This window comes from Rhizobium sp. LC145 (assembly GCF_001005825.1).
Lineage (GTDB): Bacteria > Pseudomonadota > Alphaproteobacteria > Rhizobiales > Rhizobiaceae > Neorhizobium.
The window spans coordinates 311,087-328,039 of sequence record NZ_LBHV01000004.1 but is presented as its reverse complement, the minus strand read 5'-3'; the positions used below and the strand labels follow the sequence as shown (position 1 = coordinate 328,039).

Here is a 16,953-nt window from a genome sequence, read left to right as displayed (position 1 = left end):
TAAGCCTTTTGAGACGGCAATCAATCGTTACCTTTGCGTAGAGAGCGTGACCTGTTGCCGTACGCAATCAAACGGAATCGATCAGGCATTCCGCGTAATTAAATTTCGCACGTCTTGATGATGGGATAATCTCCTGTCGTTTTCGGCTCCAACTTTTTGAAGACGCCTCTTGTGAACGGGGCGAAAGCGTGTCATAGATTTTGAGAAATAGGACAGAAGTGTTGTCCTATTTTCGAGAATTCGGAGGCTTCGGTTCCAGGCTTTCCGTGACGCTCGCGCCGATCCGGGTTATGCTGCTCCTATCAAGGCTGCGGTAAACGCTGGAGCGGCGCCATTCGTGCGAACGGAATGGCCGCGGCCTGTCATCCGGAAGAAACAGTTGAGAGCCACTTTGCCCGCTCGAAGAAGCGGCCAACAGGAGGGATGACGATGACGAAGATAATCTCCGAGATGTCCGGCCAGATGGTCCCGATGTCCGCCGAGACGAAAGCGCTCGTCCCCCCGGCCGGGTCCTTCAAGGCCTCCGGCGTGCCGGCGCGCCAAGGTCTTTACGATCCCCGCAACGAGCATGACGCCTGCGGCGTCGGCTTCATCGCCCATATGAAGGGCAAGAAGTCGCACCAGATCGTCAAGGACGGCCTCTTCATTCTCGAAAACCTGACGCATCGCGGCGCGGTGGGTGCCGACCCGCTGATGGGTGACGGCGCGGGTATTCTGGTGCAGATTCCCGATCGCTTCTTCCGCGAGGAGATGGCGAAGCAGGGCGTCACCCTGCCGAAGGCCGGCGAATATGCGGTCGGCCATTTCTTCCTGCCGCGCGATGCAGAGCAGATCGAGCATTTCAAGAAGGTGATCGTCGATGTGATCGCGGAGGAGGGGCAGCAGTTCCTGGGTTTCCGCGACGTGCCGGTCGACAATTCCTCGCTCTCCAAGGCGCCGGATATCGCCGCCACCGAGCCCTATCACCTGCAGGTCTTCATCGGCGCCGGCCGGGATGCCGCGACCAACCTGGAATTCGAGCGGCAGCTCTTTCTCATCCGCAAGGTGATCTCCAACCGCATCTACGATCAGTTCGGCGGTCAGGAGACCGGCTTCTATCCGGTGTCGCTGTCTTCCTCGACCATCGTCTACAAGGGCATGTTCCTGGCCTACCAGGTCGGCGCCTATTACAAGGACCTGGCCGATCCGCGCTTCGAGAGCGCCGTGGCGCTCGTGCACCAGCGCTTCTCGACCAACACCTTCCCGTCGTGGAAGCTCGCGCATCCCTACCGCATGGTCGCCCATAACGGCGAGATCAACACGCTGCGCGGCAACGTCAACTGGATGGCAGCGCGTCAGGCTTCCGTCTCCTCGCCGCTCTTCGGCGACGACATCTCCAAGCTCTGGCCGATCTCCTACGAGGGCCAGTCGGATACGGCCTGTTTCGACAACGCACTCGAATTCCTCGTGCGCGGCGGCTATTCGCTGGCGCATGCCATGATGATGCTGATCCCGGAGGCCTGGGCGGGCAACCAGTCCATGTCGAAGGAGCGCAAAGCCTTCTACGAATATCATGCGGCGCTGATGGAGCCGTGGGACGGCCCGGCCGCCGTCTGTTTCACCGACGGCAAGCAGATCGGCGCGACGCTCGACCGCAACGGCCTGCGTCCGGCCCGCTACATGGTGACCGACGACGATCGCATCATTCTTGCCTCCGAAGCGGGCACGCTGCCGGTGCCGGAGGAGAGCATCGTCAAGAAGTGGCGCCTGCAGCCCGGCAAGATGCTGCTGATCGATATGGAAAAGGGCAGCATCGTCTCAGACGAAGAGGTGAAGACCGAGCTTGCGACCAAGCATCCCTATCGGAACTGGCTCGACCGCACGCAGCTCATTCTGGAAGACCTGAAGCCGGTGGAACCGCGGGCGCTGCGCCGCGACGTATCGCTGCTCGACCGCCAGCAGGCCTTCGGCTACACGAGCGAGGACACCAAGATCCTGATGTCGCCGATGGCGACGACGGGTCAGGAAGCCATCGGCTCGATGGGCACCGATACGCCGATCTCGGCCATGTCCGACAAGTCGAAGCTGCTCTACACCTATTTCAAGCAGAACTTCGCGCAGGTGACGAACCCGCCGATCGATCCGATCCGCGAAGAACTGGTGATGAGCCTCGTCTCCTTCATCGGTCCGCGTCCGAACATCCTCGACCATGAGGGCATGGCGCGGGCGAAGCGGATGGAGGTGCGCCAGCCGATCCTGACCAATGGCGATCTCGAAAAGATCCGCTCCATCGGTCATGTCGAAGATCACTTCGATACCAAGACGCTCGATTTCACCTATGACATCGAGCGTGGCGCCGAAGGCATGCCGGAGATGCTCGACCGCCTCTGCGAGCGCGCGGAAGCGGCGGTCAAGGGCGGCTACAACATTATCGTGCTCTCCGATCGCCAGATCGGGCCGGACCGTATCGCGATCCCGGCGCTGCTGGCGACCGCGGCCGTGCATCACCACCTGATCCGCAAGGGGCTTCGCACCTCGGTCGGTCTTGTCGTCGAATCGGGCGAGCCGCGCGAAATCCATCACTTCTGCTGTCTTGCCGGCTTCGGCGCGGAAGCGATCAACCCGTATCTCGCCTTCGATACGCTGACCGACATGCACATGCGCGGCGAATTCCCGAAGGAAGTCGATGCGAGCGAGATCGTCTACCGCTACATCAAGGCGGTGGGTAAGGGCATCCTCAAGGTCATGTCCAAGATGGGCATTTCGACCTACCAGTCCTATTGCGGCGCGCAGATCTTCGATGCGATCGGCCTCTCCTCGGAACTGGTCGAGAAATATTTCTTCGGCACGGCGACTTCGATCGAAGGCATCGGCCTCAAGGAGATCGCCGAAGAGACGGTCGCCCGTCACCATGCCGCTTTCGGCAAGGACCCGGTTCTAGCCTCCACGCTCGATATCGGCGGCGAATACGCCTACCGCATGCGCGGCGAAAGCCACGCCTGGACGCCGGATGCGGTTGCCTCCCTGCAGCATGCCGTGCGCGGCAACAGCCAGGACCGCTACCGCGAATTCGCCGAGATGGTGAACGAGACGGCGCTTCGGATGAACACCATCCGCGGCCTGTTCAACATCAAGACGGCGGATCAGATCGGCCGCAAGCCGGTTTCCGTCGATCAGGTCGAGCCGGCAGTCGATATCGTCAAGCGCTTCTCGACGGGCGCCATGTCCTTCGGCTCGATTTCCCGCGAGGCGCATACGACGCTGGCGATCGCCATGAACCGGATCGGCGGCAAGTCGAACACCGGCGAGGGCGGCGAGGAAAGCGACCGCTACATGCCGCTGGCGGACGGTAGCCAGAACCCGGAACGCTCGGCGATCAAGCAGATCGCGTCCGGCCGCTTCGGCGTCACGACCGAATATCTGGTCAACGCGGACATGCTGCAGATCAAGGTGGCGCAGGGCGCAAAGCCCGGCGAGGGCGGCCAGCTGCCCGGCCACAAGGTGGATGCGACGGTTGCCAAGACCCGCCACTCGACGCCGGGTGTGGGCCTCATTTCGCCGCCGCCGCACCACGACATCTATTCGATCGAAGACCTGGCGCAGCTGATCTACGACCTGAAGAACGTCAACCCGACCTCGGACATTTCCGTGAAGCTCGTCTCGGAAGTGGGCGTCGGCACGGTTGCGGCGGGCGTCGCCAAGGCGCGCGCCGACCATATCACGGTCGCGGGCTTCGACGGCGGCACTGGGGCTTCGCCGCTCACTTCGCTGAAGCATGCCGGATCACCTTGGGAAATCGGCCTTGCCGAAACCCAGCAGACGCTGGTGCTGAACGGGCTTCGCTCGCGCATCGCGCTGCAGGTGGACGGGGGCTTGAAGACCGGCCGGGACGTCATCGTCGGGGCGCTGCTCGGCGCCGACGAATTCGGCTTCGCCACCGCGCCATTGATCGCCGCCGGCTGCATCATGATGCGCAAGTGCCACCTGAATACCTGTCCGGTCGGTGTGGCCACGCAGGACCCGGTTCTGCGCAAGCGCTTCAAGGGCACGCCCGAGCACGTCATTAACTACTTCTTCTTCGTGGCCGAAGAGGTGCGTGAAATCCTCGCATCGCTCGGCTTCACCAAACTCGACGACATCATCGGCATGTCCGAACTGCTGGAGAAGGACGAGGCGATCGCCCACTGGAAGTCCAAGGGGCTCGACTTCACGAAGATCTTCCACAAGGTGGAGGCTCCCAAGGAAGCGACCTACTGGACGGAGCGGCAGAAGCACCCGATCGACGACATCCTCGACCGCAAGCTGATCGAAAAGTCGATGCCGGCGCTCGAAAGCAAGGAGCCGGTGGTCTTCGAAGTGCCGATCAAGAACGTCGACCGCTCCGCCGGCGCGATGCTTTCCGGTGCGCTTGCCAAGCGCTGGGGCCACAAGGGCCTCAAGGACGATACGATCCATGTGACGCTGACCGGCACGGCCGGGCAGTCCTTCGGCGCCTTCCTCGCGCGCGGCATCACCTTCGATCTCGTCGGCGACGGCAACGACTATGTCGGCAAGGGGCTTTCGGGTGGTCGCATCATCGTGCGCCCGCCGGAGAACTCCAAGCTCGTGGCCGAAAACTCGATCATCGTCGGCAATACTGTGCTTTACGGCGCGATCACGGGCGAGTGCTATTTCCGTGGTGTGGCTGGCGAGCGCTTCGCCGTGCGTAACTCCGGGGCGATCGCCGTCGTCGAGGGCGTGGGCGACCACGGCTGCGAATACATGACGGGTGGCGTCGTCGTGGTGATCGGCGAGACGGGCCGCAACTTCGCGGCCGGCATGTCCGGCGGCGTCGCCTATGTGCTCGACGAGCAGGGCGATTTCGCCAAGCGCTGCAACATGGCGATGGTCGAGCTCGAGCCGGTTCCGGAAGAGGACGACATGCTGGAGAAGCTGCACCATCATGGCGGCGACATCATGCACAAGGGACGCGTGGACGTTTCCGAGGACATGACGCGCCACGACGAGGAGCGCCTCTACCAGCTCATCTCCAACCACATGCACTACACGGGCTCGACCCGCGCCAAGGAAATCCTTGATCGCTGGAGCGAGTACCGGCCGAAGTTCCGCAAGGTCATGCCGGTTGAATACCGGCGCGCGCTGGAGGAAATGGAGCGCATGCGGATGGGCATTGCCGCGGAATGAGTTGGCCCTTCATGCACCGGCTGATTTCGGTGCTGATCGCGATCGCCGTTCCGGCGGTTGCATTCGGAATGAACGGCGAAGTCGCAATCGAATTCATCGTACTGGGGGCGGTCATGGGTTTCGCCTACTGGTACTGGGGTCCTACGGGCACCCTGCTTTGAAGAGGTAGAAATATGGGCAAGGTAACGGGTTTCCTGGAAATCGACCGGAGCGTGGCGAAGTATCAGCCGGCCTCCGACCGTATCCGCCATTTCCGCGAATTCACGATCCCGATGTCCGATGCGGAAGTTACCAAGCAGGCGGCGCGCTGCATGGATTGCGGCATTCCCTATTGCCACGGGCCGACCGGCTGTCCGGTGCACAACCAGATCCCGGACTGGAACGATCTCGTCTACAACAACAAGTGGGAGGAGGCGATTCGCAACCTCCATTCCACCAACAACTTCCCGGAATTCACCGGCCGCGTCTGCCCCGCGCCCTGCGAGGAGGCCTGCACGCTGAACCTCGAGGATACGCCGGTCGCCATCAAGACCGTGGAGCAGGCGATCGCCGACAAGGCCTATGAACTGGGCTTCATCGCGCCGCAGCCGGCGACGGTTCATACCGGAAAGAAGGTCGCGGTCATCGGCTCGGGCCCGGCCGGCATGGCGGCCGCCCAGCAGCTCGGCCGCGCGGGCCATGAAGTGCATGTCTACGAGCGTGAATCCAAGCCCGGCGGGCTGCTGCGCTACGGCATTCCGGACTTCAAGATGGAGAAGAACTTCATCGACCGGCGCGTCGAGCAGATGAAGGGCGAGGGCGTTACCTTCCATACGGGCGTCAACGTGGGCGTCGACATGCCCGTCGAGAAGCTTATCGCCGAGCATGACGCAGTTCTCTATTGCGGCGGCTCGGAAACGCCGCGTCCGGCCGGCATTCCCGGCGCCGACCTGCACGGCGTCTACGACGCCATGCCCTATCTGGTGCAGCAGAACCGCCGGATCGGCCGCGAGAACATCGACAGCGTGGCATGGGCGGCGGAGCCGATCCTTGCCGGCGCCAAGCATGTGGTGGTCGTCGGCGGCGGCGATACGGCATCCGACTGCGTCGGCACCGCCTTCCGCCAGGGCGCCGTCAAGGTGACGCAGCTCGACATCCGCCCGCAGCCGCCGGAAAAGGAAGACAAGCTCGCCGTCTGGCCGTTCTGGGCCACCAAGATGCGCACCTCGTCCAGCCAGGCCGAGGGCGCGATCCGCGAGTTCCAGGTGGCCACTCTCGAGTTCATCGGCGAAGACGGACAGTTGACCGGCGTGCGCTGCTGCGAGGTGGACGAGCGCCGCAAGCCGATCGCCGGCACGGAATTCATCATCAAGGCCGATCTCGCCTTCATCGCCATCGGCTTTTCCGGCCCTCTGACGGACGGCATTCTTGCCGAGCTCGAAGGCAAGCTGACGCTCAATCTCGACCGCCGCGGCTCGACCAACGTCGTCGCCAACGACCGTGACTACAAGACCTCGGTCGACAAGTTCTGGACGGCCGGCGACGTGCGCCGCGGCCAGTCGCTGGTGGTCTGGGCGATCCGCGAGGGCCGTCAGGCGGCCCGCGCCATCGACGAGGCGCTGATGGGAAGCTCGGTCCTGCCGCGCTGAGCGGCAGAGCCGTTCGAGCGGGAGACCACGGTCCGATGAGCCTGAAACTCTACCTTGCCGGACCGGAGGTCTTCCTTCCGAATGCCCGGCAGATGCTCGATGCGAAGGCGGCCCTGGCGCGGACCTATGGTTTCCAGCCGATCTGCCCCGGCGACATCTCCATCGAGCCGGCGCCGACGCGCCATGGATTCGGCTTGAAGATCAGTGCCGTCGACGAGGGCATGATGAATGCGGCCGACGGCATCATCGCAAACCTCACGCCGTTCCGGGGCATCGCCGCCGATATCGGCACGACCTTCGAGCTCGGCTATATGTGCGCGCAGGGCAAGGTGGTCGCGGCCTATACCAATGTCGCCGACAGCCACTTTGCGCGAACCGCCGGGTTTTACGACGGAAACGTTCGCGAGGGCGAGGACGGCCGGCGTCGTGGGCCGGACGGAATGTCTCTCGAAGATTTCGACATGATCGACAATCTCATGCTTCACGGCGGCATCGAACGGCGCGGCGGCCATATCGCCGTCCATGCGGCAGCACCCGATGCGCTCTATACCGATCTTACGGGCTTCGAGGAATGCCTCAGATGGTATGCGGAGAGGCAACGGGTGGACAAGGCGCGAGTGGTCGATCCTGTAGGTTGATGCGTATCCTGTCCCGCGACGGCAGATCATTTTGAAATTGCCCCTAACCCCGCTCGCGGGGAGAAGGTGGCGGCAGCCGGATGAGGGGCGGAGCGAGACTTCCGGCAACTACCGCGTCGTCGCGGCGGGTATCCGATAGTCGTCCACACGGCCGGAAGGGGCGGGGGGCAGTTCGCCTCGCTTGACCAGCAGGTCGCGCGGCGACTGCACGAGGCTGACGGGCGGCTGGCCGGCGCCGAGCAGGTCGGTGCCGCCGTCGAGCTCGGGATCGGCCAGGCTGATCGGCTGAGTGGGCACCGCATTGGCGGCCGGCGGAAGTGTAGCCAATGCCGGAAGGTTGCTCGCATCCAGCTTCACGAGGTCGGGATCGGTCATTTCGCCAAGATGGCGGCGCGCGAGCTTCTCGACATAGAAGGCGAGCTTGCGCTTGCCGGCGGTGGTGAAAGTGATGCCATCGCCGCCGCGCAGGCGAGCCTGCTGGCCGTTCATGTCGGAGCCGGTGAGGATGAACTTGCCTTCCTCGTCCACGAAGCCTTCCCAGATATCGACGAATTCGCCGCCGGCCTTTTCCACCTGGTCACGGTAGATGCCGTTCAGCGTCACCGCATCGGCCATCATGGAAGGAGACTGGAAGGAAGGCAGGCCAACCCAGAGCAGGGGCAGCTTGCGCGCGGTGGCGATCGCGGCAAGCCGGCTGACGCGCTGCTCGTATTCCTTGAACCAGGCGTCGGTGCGGAATTTTTCCGAAGTCGAGCCGATCTGCATCTGCTGGCGGTCGTTGGCGCCGATCATGACGACGACGATGGCCGGATCGACCTCTCCGATCAGCTTGGGCAGGGCCGGCGGCCAGTCGTAATGGTCTTCGCGCACGAGCCCGGAGGAGCCGTTGGTGCGGTTTTCCACCGCAACGCTGGGGGAGGTTTCGAAGGCGGTCTTCAGCTCGTCGGCGAGCCCGCCCGCGAGAAAGTCGCCCACCACCAGTATCTTGCGGGCATTTTCAAGCTTGGGGATCGGTGCGGGCTTGGGCGGCGCGGCAGGCCGCTGCGGCCGGGGCGTGGCGGCCCGTATCGTACTGCGGTCGCGCTGGCGGCGGGATGGCGTTTCTATGACGGAACGGTCGCGGCGATTGTATCTCGGCCGCCGCTCGTATCGTTCGTATCCCTCATACCGCTCATAGCGATCGTATCGCTCCTCGCGTGGGCGGATGCCGAACAGCATTTCCAGAAGGTTGCGGCGTTCCTGCGCGGCCACGGGCGGCGCATAGGGCGGAACGGCCACGACGAGGACGAGCAGGATCGCGACCAGCCGGCCCCAAACAGGTTTAATATCCGTCCGCCTCGATACCGTCATGGTTCAGCCGTTCGCTCTCGCCCCCCGGCAGATCGCTCTCATAGGAGCGATCTTGGGCGCGAGCAAGCATTTGTCAACGCAAGGCTTCGAGAAGCGATTGCGAGGGCTCACCATCCGACTGCATGCCCAGCCTCTGCTGGATCGCCGAGATGGCGGCCTTCGAGCCGGAGCCGAAATTGCCGTCGATCTCGCCGTCGTAATAGCCGAGTTCCTTGAGCTTGCTCTGCAGCTCGAATTTTTCCTTCACGTCCAAGGTGCCGTTCGGGCGGGGCCAGCGCTGATGCACGCCGCCATGCCCGGCGATCTCATCGGCCAGCAGGCCGACCGCGAGCGCATAGCTGTCGGCGGCATTGTAACGCTTGATGACGAAGAAATTCCTCAGCACCAGGAAGGCAGGAGCGTTGGGACCGCCGAGCATCTTCAGCTCGGCACGATCGGAGCCGCGGGGAAAGCCCTTGCCGTTGGGGCGAGCAAAACCGAGGGCCGCCCATTGGGCGAGCGTCTTCGTCTGCCCTTCGTATTTTGCAGCGCCGGAAGGCGCGACGGCTTCATAGCCCCAGGTCTTGCCGGATTGCCAGCCGTTCTTGGCGAGAAGATTGGCCGACGTCGCCAGCGCATCCGGAATGGAGTTCCAGATATCGCGGCGGCCGTTGCCATCGGCATCGATCGCATAGAGGAGATAGCTGGTCGGGATGAATTGCGTGTGCCCCATGGCGCCGGCCCAGGAGCCGGTGAGGTGCTTCGGGGTGATATCACCGGCCTGCAGGATCTTCAGCGCCGCGATCAACTGGTTGCGGGCGAACTTCGCGCGCTTGGGATCGCCCCATGCAAGGGTCGCGAGCGCCTGTGGCACGTAATGCAGCCGGTCCGGCTTTTCGAGCACCGCGCCATAATTCGATTCCATCGACCAGATGGCGAGCAGTATGTGCTTGTCGACGCCGAAATGGCGTTCCATCGCATTGAGCGTCGAGCCGTGCTTGGCCTTCATTTCTCGGCCGATGCGAACGGTATAGGGGTTCACCCGCGAATCCAGATAGTCCCAGATCTTCGCCTTGAACTCCGGCTGATAGTTCGCTTTGTCCAGAACCGCCGAATCAGGTTCCGTGATGCCTGCGAATGCCTTTTCATAGGTCGAGCGGCTGATGCCGCTTGCCGCGGCCGTCTGATAGAATTTTGCGATCCAGGACTTGAAGCTGTCGTTGGCCCGGGCATCTATCGGAGTTGTCGCGGCGGCAATGCCTACGATCAGAGAGAAAACAAGCCCGCGAAAGCGATTGGTGCGAAACATGGTCATCGGCAGTCGTGTCCGTTGCTCTTGTGTTAACATCGGCGAGTGCTCAAAGCGGCTCCACGACCGATTAGCATCATAGAGTCAACAAATTCTTTACCATAGAGAGAGGACGAGCGCACTCTTTGCGAAACGGCAGCAAACCGTTAGTAAAGGCTCACATCGAAAATGCCGCAGGAGGTATGCGTGGGACAGAAGAAGATCAGAAAAGCAGTTTTTCCGGTTGCCGGCCTTGGGACACGTTTCCTGCCCGCGACCAAGGCAGTGCCGAAGGAGATGCTCACCGTCGTCGACAAGCCGGTCATCCAGTATGTGGTGGATGAAGCGGCCCAGGCGGGCATCGAGCACTTCGTCTTCGTGACCGGCCGCGGCAAGGGGGTCATCGAGGACTATTTCGACATCCAGTACGAGCTGGAGCAGATGCTGCGCGAGCGCAACAAGAATGCCGAGCTGACCCTGCTTTCCGATCTCCTGCCGACGGCCGGTACCGCAAGCTTCACGCGCCAGCAGGTTCCGCTCGGGCTCGGCCATGCGGTCTGGTGCGCGCGCGACATCGTCGGCGACGAGCCGTTCGCAGTGCTTCTGCCGGACATGATCATGTCTTCGGAAAAAAGCTGCCTCAAGGGCATGGTGGAACTCTACGACCAGACCGGCGGGAACGTTCTGGCCGTGCAGGAGTGCGATCCGGACCAGGCCCACAAATACGGCATCGTCGGCAAGGGTTCCGCGGTCGGTAACGAGGGCTTCAAGATCACCCAGATGGTGGAAAAGCCCGCCAAGGGCACCGCGCCGTCGAATTTCTACATCAACGGCCGCTACATCCTGCAGCCGGAAATCTTCAAGATCCTGGAGACGCAGGAGCGGGGGGCCGGCAACGAAATCCAGCTTACCGACGGCATGCTGGCGCTCGCCAAGGCACAGGAATTCGCGGCTTACCACTTCAAGGGCGAGACATACGACTGTGGCGCCAAGGACGGTTTCATCCTGGCGAACCTCGCATTCGCCCTGCAGCGCCAGGATATCCGCCCGGCGATCGAAGGGCCGTTGAAGGCGATGGTATCCGGCCTCAAGTAAAGACCGCTCGATCTATCCAAACGAAAAGCCCTCGCGGGAGACCGCGAGGGCTTTTTATTGCTTGCAAGTCGCGGAGCGGGACCTGCGCGATCAGACCGGCTTGTGTCCCTTCACGCCGTAGAAGGCGATGTAGAGATAGCAGAGGATCGGCAGCACGAAGGCATGCTGAATGCCGACCGTATCGGCAAGGGCGCCCTGGACGACGGGCAGAAGCGCGCCGCCGACGATCGCAAGGCACAGGATGCCGGAGCCCTGGCTGGTGTGGCGGCCAAGACCCTTCAATGCCAGGCTGAAGATCGTCGGGAACATGATGGAATTGAAGAGACCGATGGCCAGCACGGTCCACATGGCCAGCTTGCCGCTCGTCAGGATCGTGACGAGAAGAAGCAGTATGACAATGGCGGCATTGAAGGCGAGCGCCTTGCCGTCGTTGATGTAGCGCATCGCTACCGAACCGATGAAACGGCCGACCATAGCGCCACCCCAGAAATAGGCGACGTAATGGGCTGCTTCGGCCTCCGGCATGCCGGCGATCGTCGGCTCACCGAGGAAATTCACCAGGAAGCTGCCGATGCTGACTTCCGCGCCGACATAGACGAAGATGCCGATCGCGCCGAGCACCAGATGGCGGTAGCTCCAGGCGGAGCCTTCCTTGACGCCTGCGGCTTCGGTCTCTTCCTCATCGACGTTCGGGAGTTTCAAGGCGGCGAAAATCGCGGCCAGGACGATGAAGGCGACGGCGAGAAGGAGATAGGGGAAGCGGACGGCATCCGCCTCGACCGCCCGGAGCGCATCCATCTGTTCGGGGCTTGCGCCCGGCAGGCTCGCGGTTGCGGCCGAGAGGATGAGGAAGGCGCCGAACATGGGGGCGAGCGTGGTGCCGAGCGAATTGAACGCCTGGGTGAGCGTCAGCCGGCTTGCCGCACTTTCCGGCGCGCCGAGTGCCGTGACGTAGGGATTGGCCGCGACCTGCAGCACGGTGATTCCGGCGGCAAGCACGAAGAGAGCGCCGAGGAAGAGCCCGTAGACGCGGTAGCTGGCCGCTGGAATGAAAAGCGCGCAGCCGACTGCCGCGACGAGGAGCCCGACCACGATGCCCCATTTGTAGCTGATGCGCTTCACGAGCGCGCCGGCGGGAAGCGACACGATGAAATAGGCGCCGAAGAAGCAGAGCTGAATCAGCATGGACTGCGTATAGTTCAGCGAGAAGACGCTCTTCAGATGCGGGATGAGAATGTCGTTCAGGCAGGTGATGAAGCCCCACATGAAGAACAGGGTGGTGAGGGCAATCAGTGCGAATTGATAATTGTTGGCGCTCGACCCGGCAGCGGAGCTGTTTCCGCCCGTCGTAACGCTGCTATTGGAATAACTAGCCACGTTCAAACCTTCCTACACACACAAAGGCGCAGTCGATGCTGCGGTGCGGCGGGATTTTCTCCGCCTGCGCCCTAATATGCTGCATCTGCGAAGTTTGGAAGGCCGAGACGGTTCACATTTGGTGGCTTCACCGTTCAGGAAACCCATATCTGGTGAAAAGCGGCCGCTCGAAAAGCGTCAGCGGCGCAGCGTGAGGCCGACACCGGCGCGGAAGATATTGTCGCTGGCGCGGCCCGAATTTTCGTTGCGCTCGTATTCAACATCGCCGGTGAGATCGAGATAGCGGCTGATGCTCCAGGTCAGCCCGGCCCCGGTGATCCAGCCAGTCTCGCTGGAGGTTTCGCCGGAAAAGTCGCGCAGCGTCGTTCCGCCGCTCAAGCGGGCCACGAGATTGCTGCGGAGCTGGTGCGTAACCTCCGCCGTCAGCGCATATTCCACCCAGCCGCTCTGGCCGGGCGCGGTCGCATCCTGCATGGTCGTCGCCAGCCCGATATTGACATCGGTGCCGCGCTTCGGCGACCAGGCCACGAGGCCATCGAAGGTGACGGCATCGAGCGAGGCGAGGCGGTCGTCGTCATAGCGCGTGGTCTCGTAGCCCGCGCCGATCTCGCCATGCAGCTTTTCGCCGAAATCGAATTCCACGCCGCCGCGCGCCGCATAGCTGCGCGAGGAACGGGCGTAACCGGCGCTATCGCGCCTCTCGTCATAGAAGGTCCGGCCGGTCGCCACTTCCACGAAGGGTATCAGGGCCGGGGAGAGTTCGTAGCCGAGCCTCAGCCTGCCATCGATGCCGGTGCGGTCGCGATCGCTGAGGTCGACGGTCGTGCCGTCCCTGAGTTTGGCTTCCGTATAGATCTCGCGGCTGACGGCGACCGCCGCAAGACCGCGAATCACGCCGAGATCGCGCTCGACCGAGAGGCCGCCATCGAACTGGTGCACGCCGGACTGAGTGGCCGCGCCGCCGATGGCGTTCGGATCGTCGTTATCCTCGCGCTCGAAACCATAGCCGCCGGTGAGGTGGGCGACGGTATCGCCCGCAAGGTCCAGCCGCAGATCGGCATCAATGCGCGCTTCCGGCTCGTTCTCTCGGTCCCCGCTGATCGTCCGCTCGAATGTGCCTTCGCCGTTGACCGTCAGCGCATGGCGCGCCCAGTCGGAGGTGAGCGTGCCGCGAACCGTGGTGGCGAGATAGTTCCGCTTTTCGTCTGTCCCCCCCGAGCGCCGTTCGGTGTTGACGCTCTGGTTCACCGAGGGGCGGAGAAGAAAGGTGCCGAGCCGAATGCCGGTCGCATCGACTTCCGCGCGCGGTGTTTGATCTCCCTCGATCGGTCCGGCGGGTAGGTTGTCATCCTCTTCGTAGGGCTGGTTCAGGTCTGCCGCGTAAGAGGCCTCCCCGGCGGTACCCGCGGAGGTTTCGCCCATGCGAAGCCGGGCATCGCCGGCAAGCGAGGTATCGGTTCCGGGATCGACAGTGTTCGCCCCCAATGGATCGGTGGCATCGGGAGCGCCATCCGCCGGCGGCACCGCGCCCGGCCAGGCGGAGCGGCCGATAATGGGCGTGCCGGTGGCGCCGGCTGTCTCCTGCGGCGGGAAGACGCTTTGCGCACCTGCATGCAGCGGCTGGACGAGCACGGAACAGGCAAGCAGCAGCGCGAGCGGTCTCCCGCGCCGAGGAAGCGTTGCACCTGTTTTGCCGCTGATTGCCATGAACCTGCCTGGGCACCCGAAAGCTTACCCAAACGTAAAGCCATGTGGTTAATTATTGGTTGTCCAACTGAATTTGCTGTGGAACAGGGTCACGGAAGGTAAATGGCTGTAAATGGATGCCAATGGACTTGAGCGGCGAAACACGCTAAACGGCAGCATGATCAAGAGAGCTCTAAAAATCGTCGAGATGGACTTGGTCGATTCCGCCATTCGGACAGTCTCTATTGAAAGACAGGGGCTCGAGGCCCTCGAGAACGCGCTGCGCAATGAGCTTGCCGAGCCGTTCCGAAAGGCCGTCGAACTGATCGGCGGCATCAAGGGACGGGTCATCGTTACCGGGGTCGGCAAGAGCGGGCATATCGGCGTGAAGATCGCTGCCTCCTTCGCGTCCACCGGAACGCCGTCGTCCTTCGTTCATGCGGCCGAGGCCAGCCATGGCGATCTCGGCATGATTACTTCCGAGGACGTGGTGCTCGCCCTTTCCTGGGGCGGGGAGACCGCCGAACTTCAGGGGATCGTCAGCTTCTGCCGCCGCTTCTCCATTCCGCTGGTATCGATCACCTCCGGTGCGGCTTCCACGCTCGCGCGCCTTTCCGATATCGTTCTGCTGCTGCCGAAGGAGCAGGAGGCCTGCCCGCACGGGCTGGCGCCCACCACATCGGCCATCATGCAGCTTGCGATCGGCGATGCGCTGGCCGTGGCGCTGCTCGAAGCTCGGGGATTCACCGCGCTCGATTTCCGCGTCTTCCATCCGGGCGGCAAGCTCGGCGCGATGCTGAGCCGGGTCGGAGACCTCATGCATCGCGGCGATCGCATTCCGCTCGTAGAGAAGGGCACGCCCTTGCCGACGGCGGTGATGACGCTTTCGCAAATGCGCTTCGGCTGCGTCGGCGTGCTCGACGAGGAAGGCCGGCTTTGCGGCATCGTCACCGATGGCGACCTTGCGCGCGGCCTGAACCTCAATCTCTCGCAGATGGTGGTCGACGACATCATGACCGGCAATCCGAAGACGGTGACGGAAGACATGCTTGCCACCGCGGCCATGGGGCTGCTCAACAAGCACAATATTTCCGCCCTGATCGTCACCGACGAGGACCGGCGGCCGGTCGGCATCGTGCATTTCCACGACCTGCTGCGCGTCGGCGTCGCCTGACAAGGCACTTCGGAGTAAAGCTCTGCGTCGGCGTCGCGGAGGCGGTCTTTTCAGATATCCGAGGCTTCGACGGTCAGACCGCTACTGGTTGATGAAACCACCTTTACCCGCGTGCCGGCCGGCAGATCCGGCCCCATGACCGCCCACCAGGTATCGTCCAGACGAATCCGCCCGCGCCCTTCCGTGATCGGTTCGGCAAGCGTGGCTGTGCGGCCGATCAGGCTTTCGCCGCGCCGGTTGAGCATCGGCTCGTCGCTTGTGTGATTGTCGCGGGCGTAGAAGCGGCGACCAGCCAGGGCGAATACGACCGAAAGCACGGCGAAGACCAGGAATTGCACCTGCCAGGACCAGAAGGGCGTCCCCCACAGGAGCAGGGAGAGGATGCCGACGACGATCGCCGCAAGCCCGATCCAGATCAGGAAGACGCCGGGCGCGACGAGTTCGGCGGCCAGTAGCACGAGGCCGACGATCCACCAGCTCCAGGGCCCGAGTTCAGCGGCGAGCGACTGGACCATGGCTCAGGTCTCTGACGGTGGGGTGGAGGGCCTGACGGGTGGCGTGGTGCGCGGCGGCGCTGCGCGGGGCCGAGCAGACGCCGGGGCGGGCGCAGCCCCGCTATCTCCGAAGACTTCCCTGGCGATCGCGCCGATACCGCCGAGCGAACCGATCAGCGACGAGGCCTCGAGAGGCATCAGGATGATCTTGCTGTTGGACGCTGTGCCGATTTCCGTCAGCGCCTCGGTGTATTTCTGGGCGACGAAGTAATTGATGGCGTGTATGTCGCCGGCGGCGATCGCCTCGGAAACCGAGCGGGTGGCCTTGGCTTCCGCTTCCGCCAGGCGCTCGCGGGCCTCGGCCTCGCGGAAGGCAGCCTCGCGTTCGCCTTCCGCCTTGAGGACGGCGGCCTGTTTGGCGCCCTCGGCGCGCAGGATCTGCGCATTGCGGGAACCTTCGGCCTCCAGCACCTGGGCGCGCTTCTCGCGCTCGGCCTTCATCTGCCGCGCCATCGCATCCACCAGGTCGGTCGGCGGGCGGATGTCCTTGATCTCGATGCGGGTGACCTTGATGCCCCAGGGGCCGACCGCCTCGTCCACCACCCGCAGCAGCCGCTCGTTGATGACATCGCGGTTGGAAAGCAGCGCGTCGAGGTCCATCGAGCCCATGACCGAGCGGATATTGGTCATGGTGAGGTTCTGGATGGCGTTTTCGAGATCGGAAATCTGATAGGCGGCCTGGGCGGGGTTCAGCACCTGGTAGAAGGCAACGGCATCGGCCGAGACGCTGGCATTGTCCTTGGTGATGACTTCCTGGGTGGGTATGTCGAGCACCTGTTCCATCACGTTCATGCGCGCGCCGATGCGTTCGATGAAGGGGGTGATGATGTTGAGGCCGGGATCGAGCGTGCGCGTGTAGCGGCCGAAGCGTTCCACCGTGTAGCGATAGCCCTGGGGCACGGTCTTGATGCCGGCGAACAGCACCAGGATGACCAACAGGACCAGTATCAGCACGAAGATATCGAAGCCATCCAGAACCATGAATTCCCTCCTATGGGGGCTGTGATGCGTCCCGCTGCGC

The 16,953-nt window shown here is 63.3% G+C and carries 12 protein-coding genes; 6 read left to right on the top strand and 6 right to left on the bottom strand.

All coding sequences use genetic code 11. The features are described 5' to 3' along the window. Window positions 1–423: 423 nt before the first annotated feature. Genes gltB through YH62_RS13125 form a run of 4 tightly spaced genes read left to right on the top strand, consistent with a single transcriptional unit; the run spans window position 424 to window position 7,429 of the window. Complete coding sequence (gene gltB, locus YH62_RS13135) at window positions 424–5,163, top strand: glutamate synthase large subunit (protein ID WP_046794659.1); 4,740 nt, start codon at window positions 424–426, stop codon at window positions 5,161–5,163. Next, a complete protein-coding gene (locus YH62_RS30090) occupies window positions 5,160–5,324 on the top strand; it encodes a hypothetical protein (protein ID WP_156176944.1) in 165 nt (54 codons plus the stop codon). Before gltB ends, YH62_RS30090 begins: the two co-directional genes overlap by 4 nt. A 12-nt stretch (window positions 5,325–5,336) precedes the next feature. Continuing rightward, complete coding sequence (locus YH62_RS13130) at window positions 5,337–6,791, top strand: glutamate synthase subunit beta (RefSeq protein ID WP_046794658.1); 1,455 nt, start codon at window positions 5,337–5,339, stop codon at window positions 6,789–6,791. Window positions 6,792–6,826: 35 nt separating this feature from the next. Then, entirely contained in the window at window positions 6,827–7,429 is a 603-nt protein-coding gene (locus YH62_RS13125; protein ID WP_046794657.1) for a nucleoside 2-deoxyribosyltransferase, read from the top strand. A gap of 108 nt (window positions 7,430–7,537) precedes the next feature. On the opposite strand, the gene YH62_RS13120 is transcribed toward YH62_RS13125, so the two are convergent. After that, complete coding sequence (locus YH62_RS13120) at window positions 7,538–8,779, bottom strand: DUF459 domain-containing protein (protein ID WP_046794656.1); 1,242 nt, start codon at window positions 8,777–8,779, stop codon at window positions 7,538–7,540. A 73-nt stretch (window positions 8,780–8,852) separates the two neighbouring features. Next, window positions 8,853–10,073, bottom strand: a complete 1,221-nt coding sequence (locus tag YH62_RS13115) for a lytic murein transglycosylase (RefSeq protein ID WP_046794655.1) — start codon at window positions 10,071–10,073, stop codon at window positions 8,853–8,855. Between the two features lie 180 nt (window positions 10,074–10,253). On the opposite strand from YH62_RS13115, the gene galU reads away from it, so the two are divergent. After that, window positions 10,254–11,141: a UTP--glucose-1-phosphate uridylyltransferase GalU gene (galU, locus tag YH62_RS13110; protein ID WP_245282089.1), complete on the top strand. Its 888-nt coding sequence runs from the start codon at window positions 10,254–10,256 to the stop codon at window positions 11,139–11,141. Between the two features lie 90 nt (window positions 11,142–11,231). Here the strand turns inward: galU and YH62_RS13105 are convergent, their stop codons facing one another. Both YH62_RS13105 and YH62_RS13100 read right to left on the bottom strand, forming a co-directional pair. Next, entirely contained in the window at window positions 11,232–12,518 is a 1,287-nt protein-coding gene (locus YH62_RS13105; protein WP_046795084.1) for a sugar MFS transporter, read from the bottom strand. A gap of 177 nt (window positions 12,519–12,695) precedes the next feature. Continuing rightward, a complete protein-coding gene (locus YH62_RS13100) occupies window positions 12,696–14,225 on the bottom strand; it encodes an outer membrane beta-barrel protein (RefSeq protein ID WP_052760402.1) in 1,530 nt (509 codons plus the stop codon). Window positions 14,226–14,382: 157 nt separating this feature from the next. On the opposite strand from YH62_RS13100, the gene YH62_RS13095 reads away from it, so the two are divergent. Further along, a complete protein-coding gene (locus YH62_RS13095; protein ID WP_046795082.1) occupies window positions 14,383–15,378 on the top strand; it encodes a KpsF/GutQ family sugar-phosphate isomerase in 996 nt (331 codons plus the stop codon). Between the two features lie 50 nt (window positions 15,379–15,428). Here YH62_RS13095 and YH62_RS13090 read toward each other — a convergent pair whose 3' ends face one another. Both YH62_RS13090 and YH62_RS13085 read right to left on the bottom strand, forming a co-directional pair. Continuing rightward, window positions 15,429–15,893, bottom strand: a complete 465-nt coding sequence (locus YH62_RS13090) for an NfeD family protein (protein ID WP_046794653.1) — start codon at window positions 15,891–15,893, stop codon at window positions 15,429–15,431. Between the two features lie 3 nt (window positions 15,894–15,896). Further along, entirely contained in the window at window positions 15,897–16,913 is a 1,017-nt protein-coding gene (locus YH62_RS13085) for an SPFH domain-containing protein (RefSeq protein ID WP_046794652.1), read from the bottom strand. Window positions 16,914–16,953: the final 40 nt, after the last annotated feature.

Bases quoted from the DNA above. Each gene is read 5' to 3' on its own strand.
- gltB (WP_046794659.1), top strand. From the start codon at position 424: ATGACGATGACGAAGATAATCTCCGAGATGTCCGGCCAGATGGTCCCG.
- YH62_RS30090 (WP_156176944.1), top strand. From the start codon at position 5,160: ATGAGTTGGCCCTTCATGCACCGGCTGATTTCGGTGCTGATCGCGATC.
- YH62_RS13130 (WP_046794658.1), top strand. From the start codon at position 5,337: ATGGGCAAGGTAACGGGTTTCCTGGAAATCGACCGGAGCGTGGCGAAG.
- YH62_RS13125 (WP_046794657.1), top strand. From the start codon at position 6,827: ATGAGCCTGAAACTCTACCTTGCCGGACCGGAGGTCTTCCTTCCGAAT.
- YH62_RS13120 (WP_046794656.1), bottom strand. From the start codon at position 8,779: ATGACGGTATCGAGGCGGACGGATATTAAACCTGTTTGGGGCCGGCTG.
- YH62_RS13115 (WP_046794655.1), bottom strand. From the start codon at position 10,073: ATGACCATGTTTCGCACCAATCGCTTTCGCGGGCTTGTTTTCTCTCTG.
- YH62_RS13100 (WP_052760402.1), bottom strand. From the start codon at position 14,225: ATGGCAATCAGCGGCAAAACAGGTGCAACGCTTCCTCGGCGCGGGAGA.
- YH62_RS13095 (WP_046795082.1), top strand. From the start codon at position 14,383: ATGATCAAGAGAGCTCTAAAAATCGTCGAGATGGACTTGGTCGATTCC.
- YH62_RS13090 (WP_046794653.1), bottom strand. From the start codon at position 15,893: ATGGTCCAGTCGCTCGCCGCTGAACTCGGGCCCTGGAGCTGGTGGATC.
- YH62_RS13085 (WP_046794652.1), bottom strand. From the start codon at position 16,913: ATGGTTCTGGATGGCTTCGATATCTTCGTGCTGATACTGGTCCTGTTG.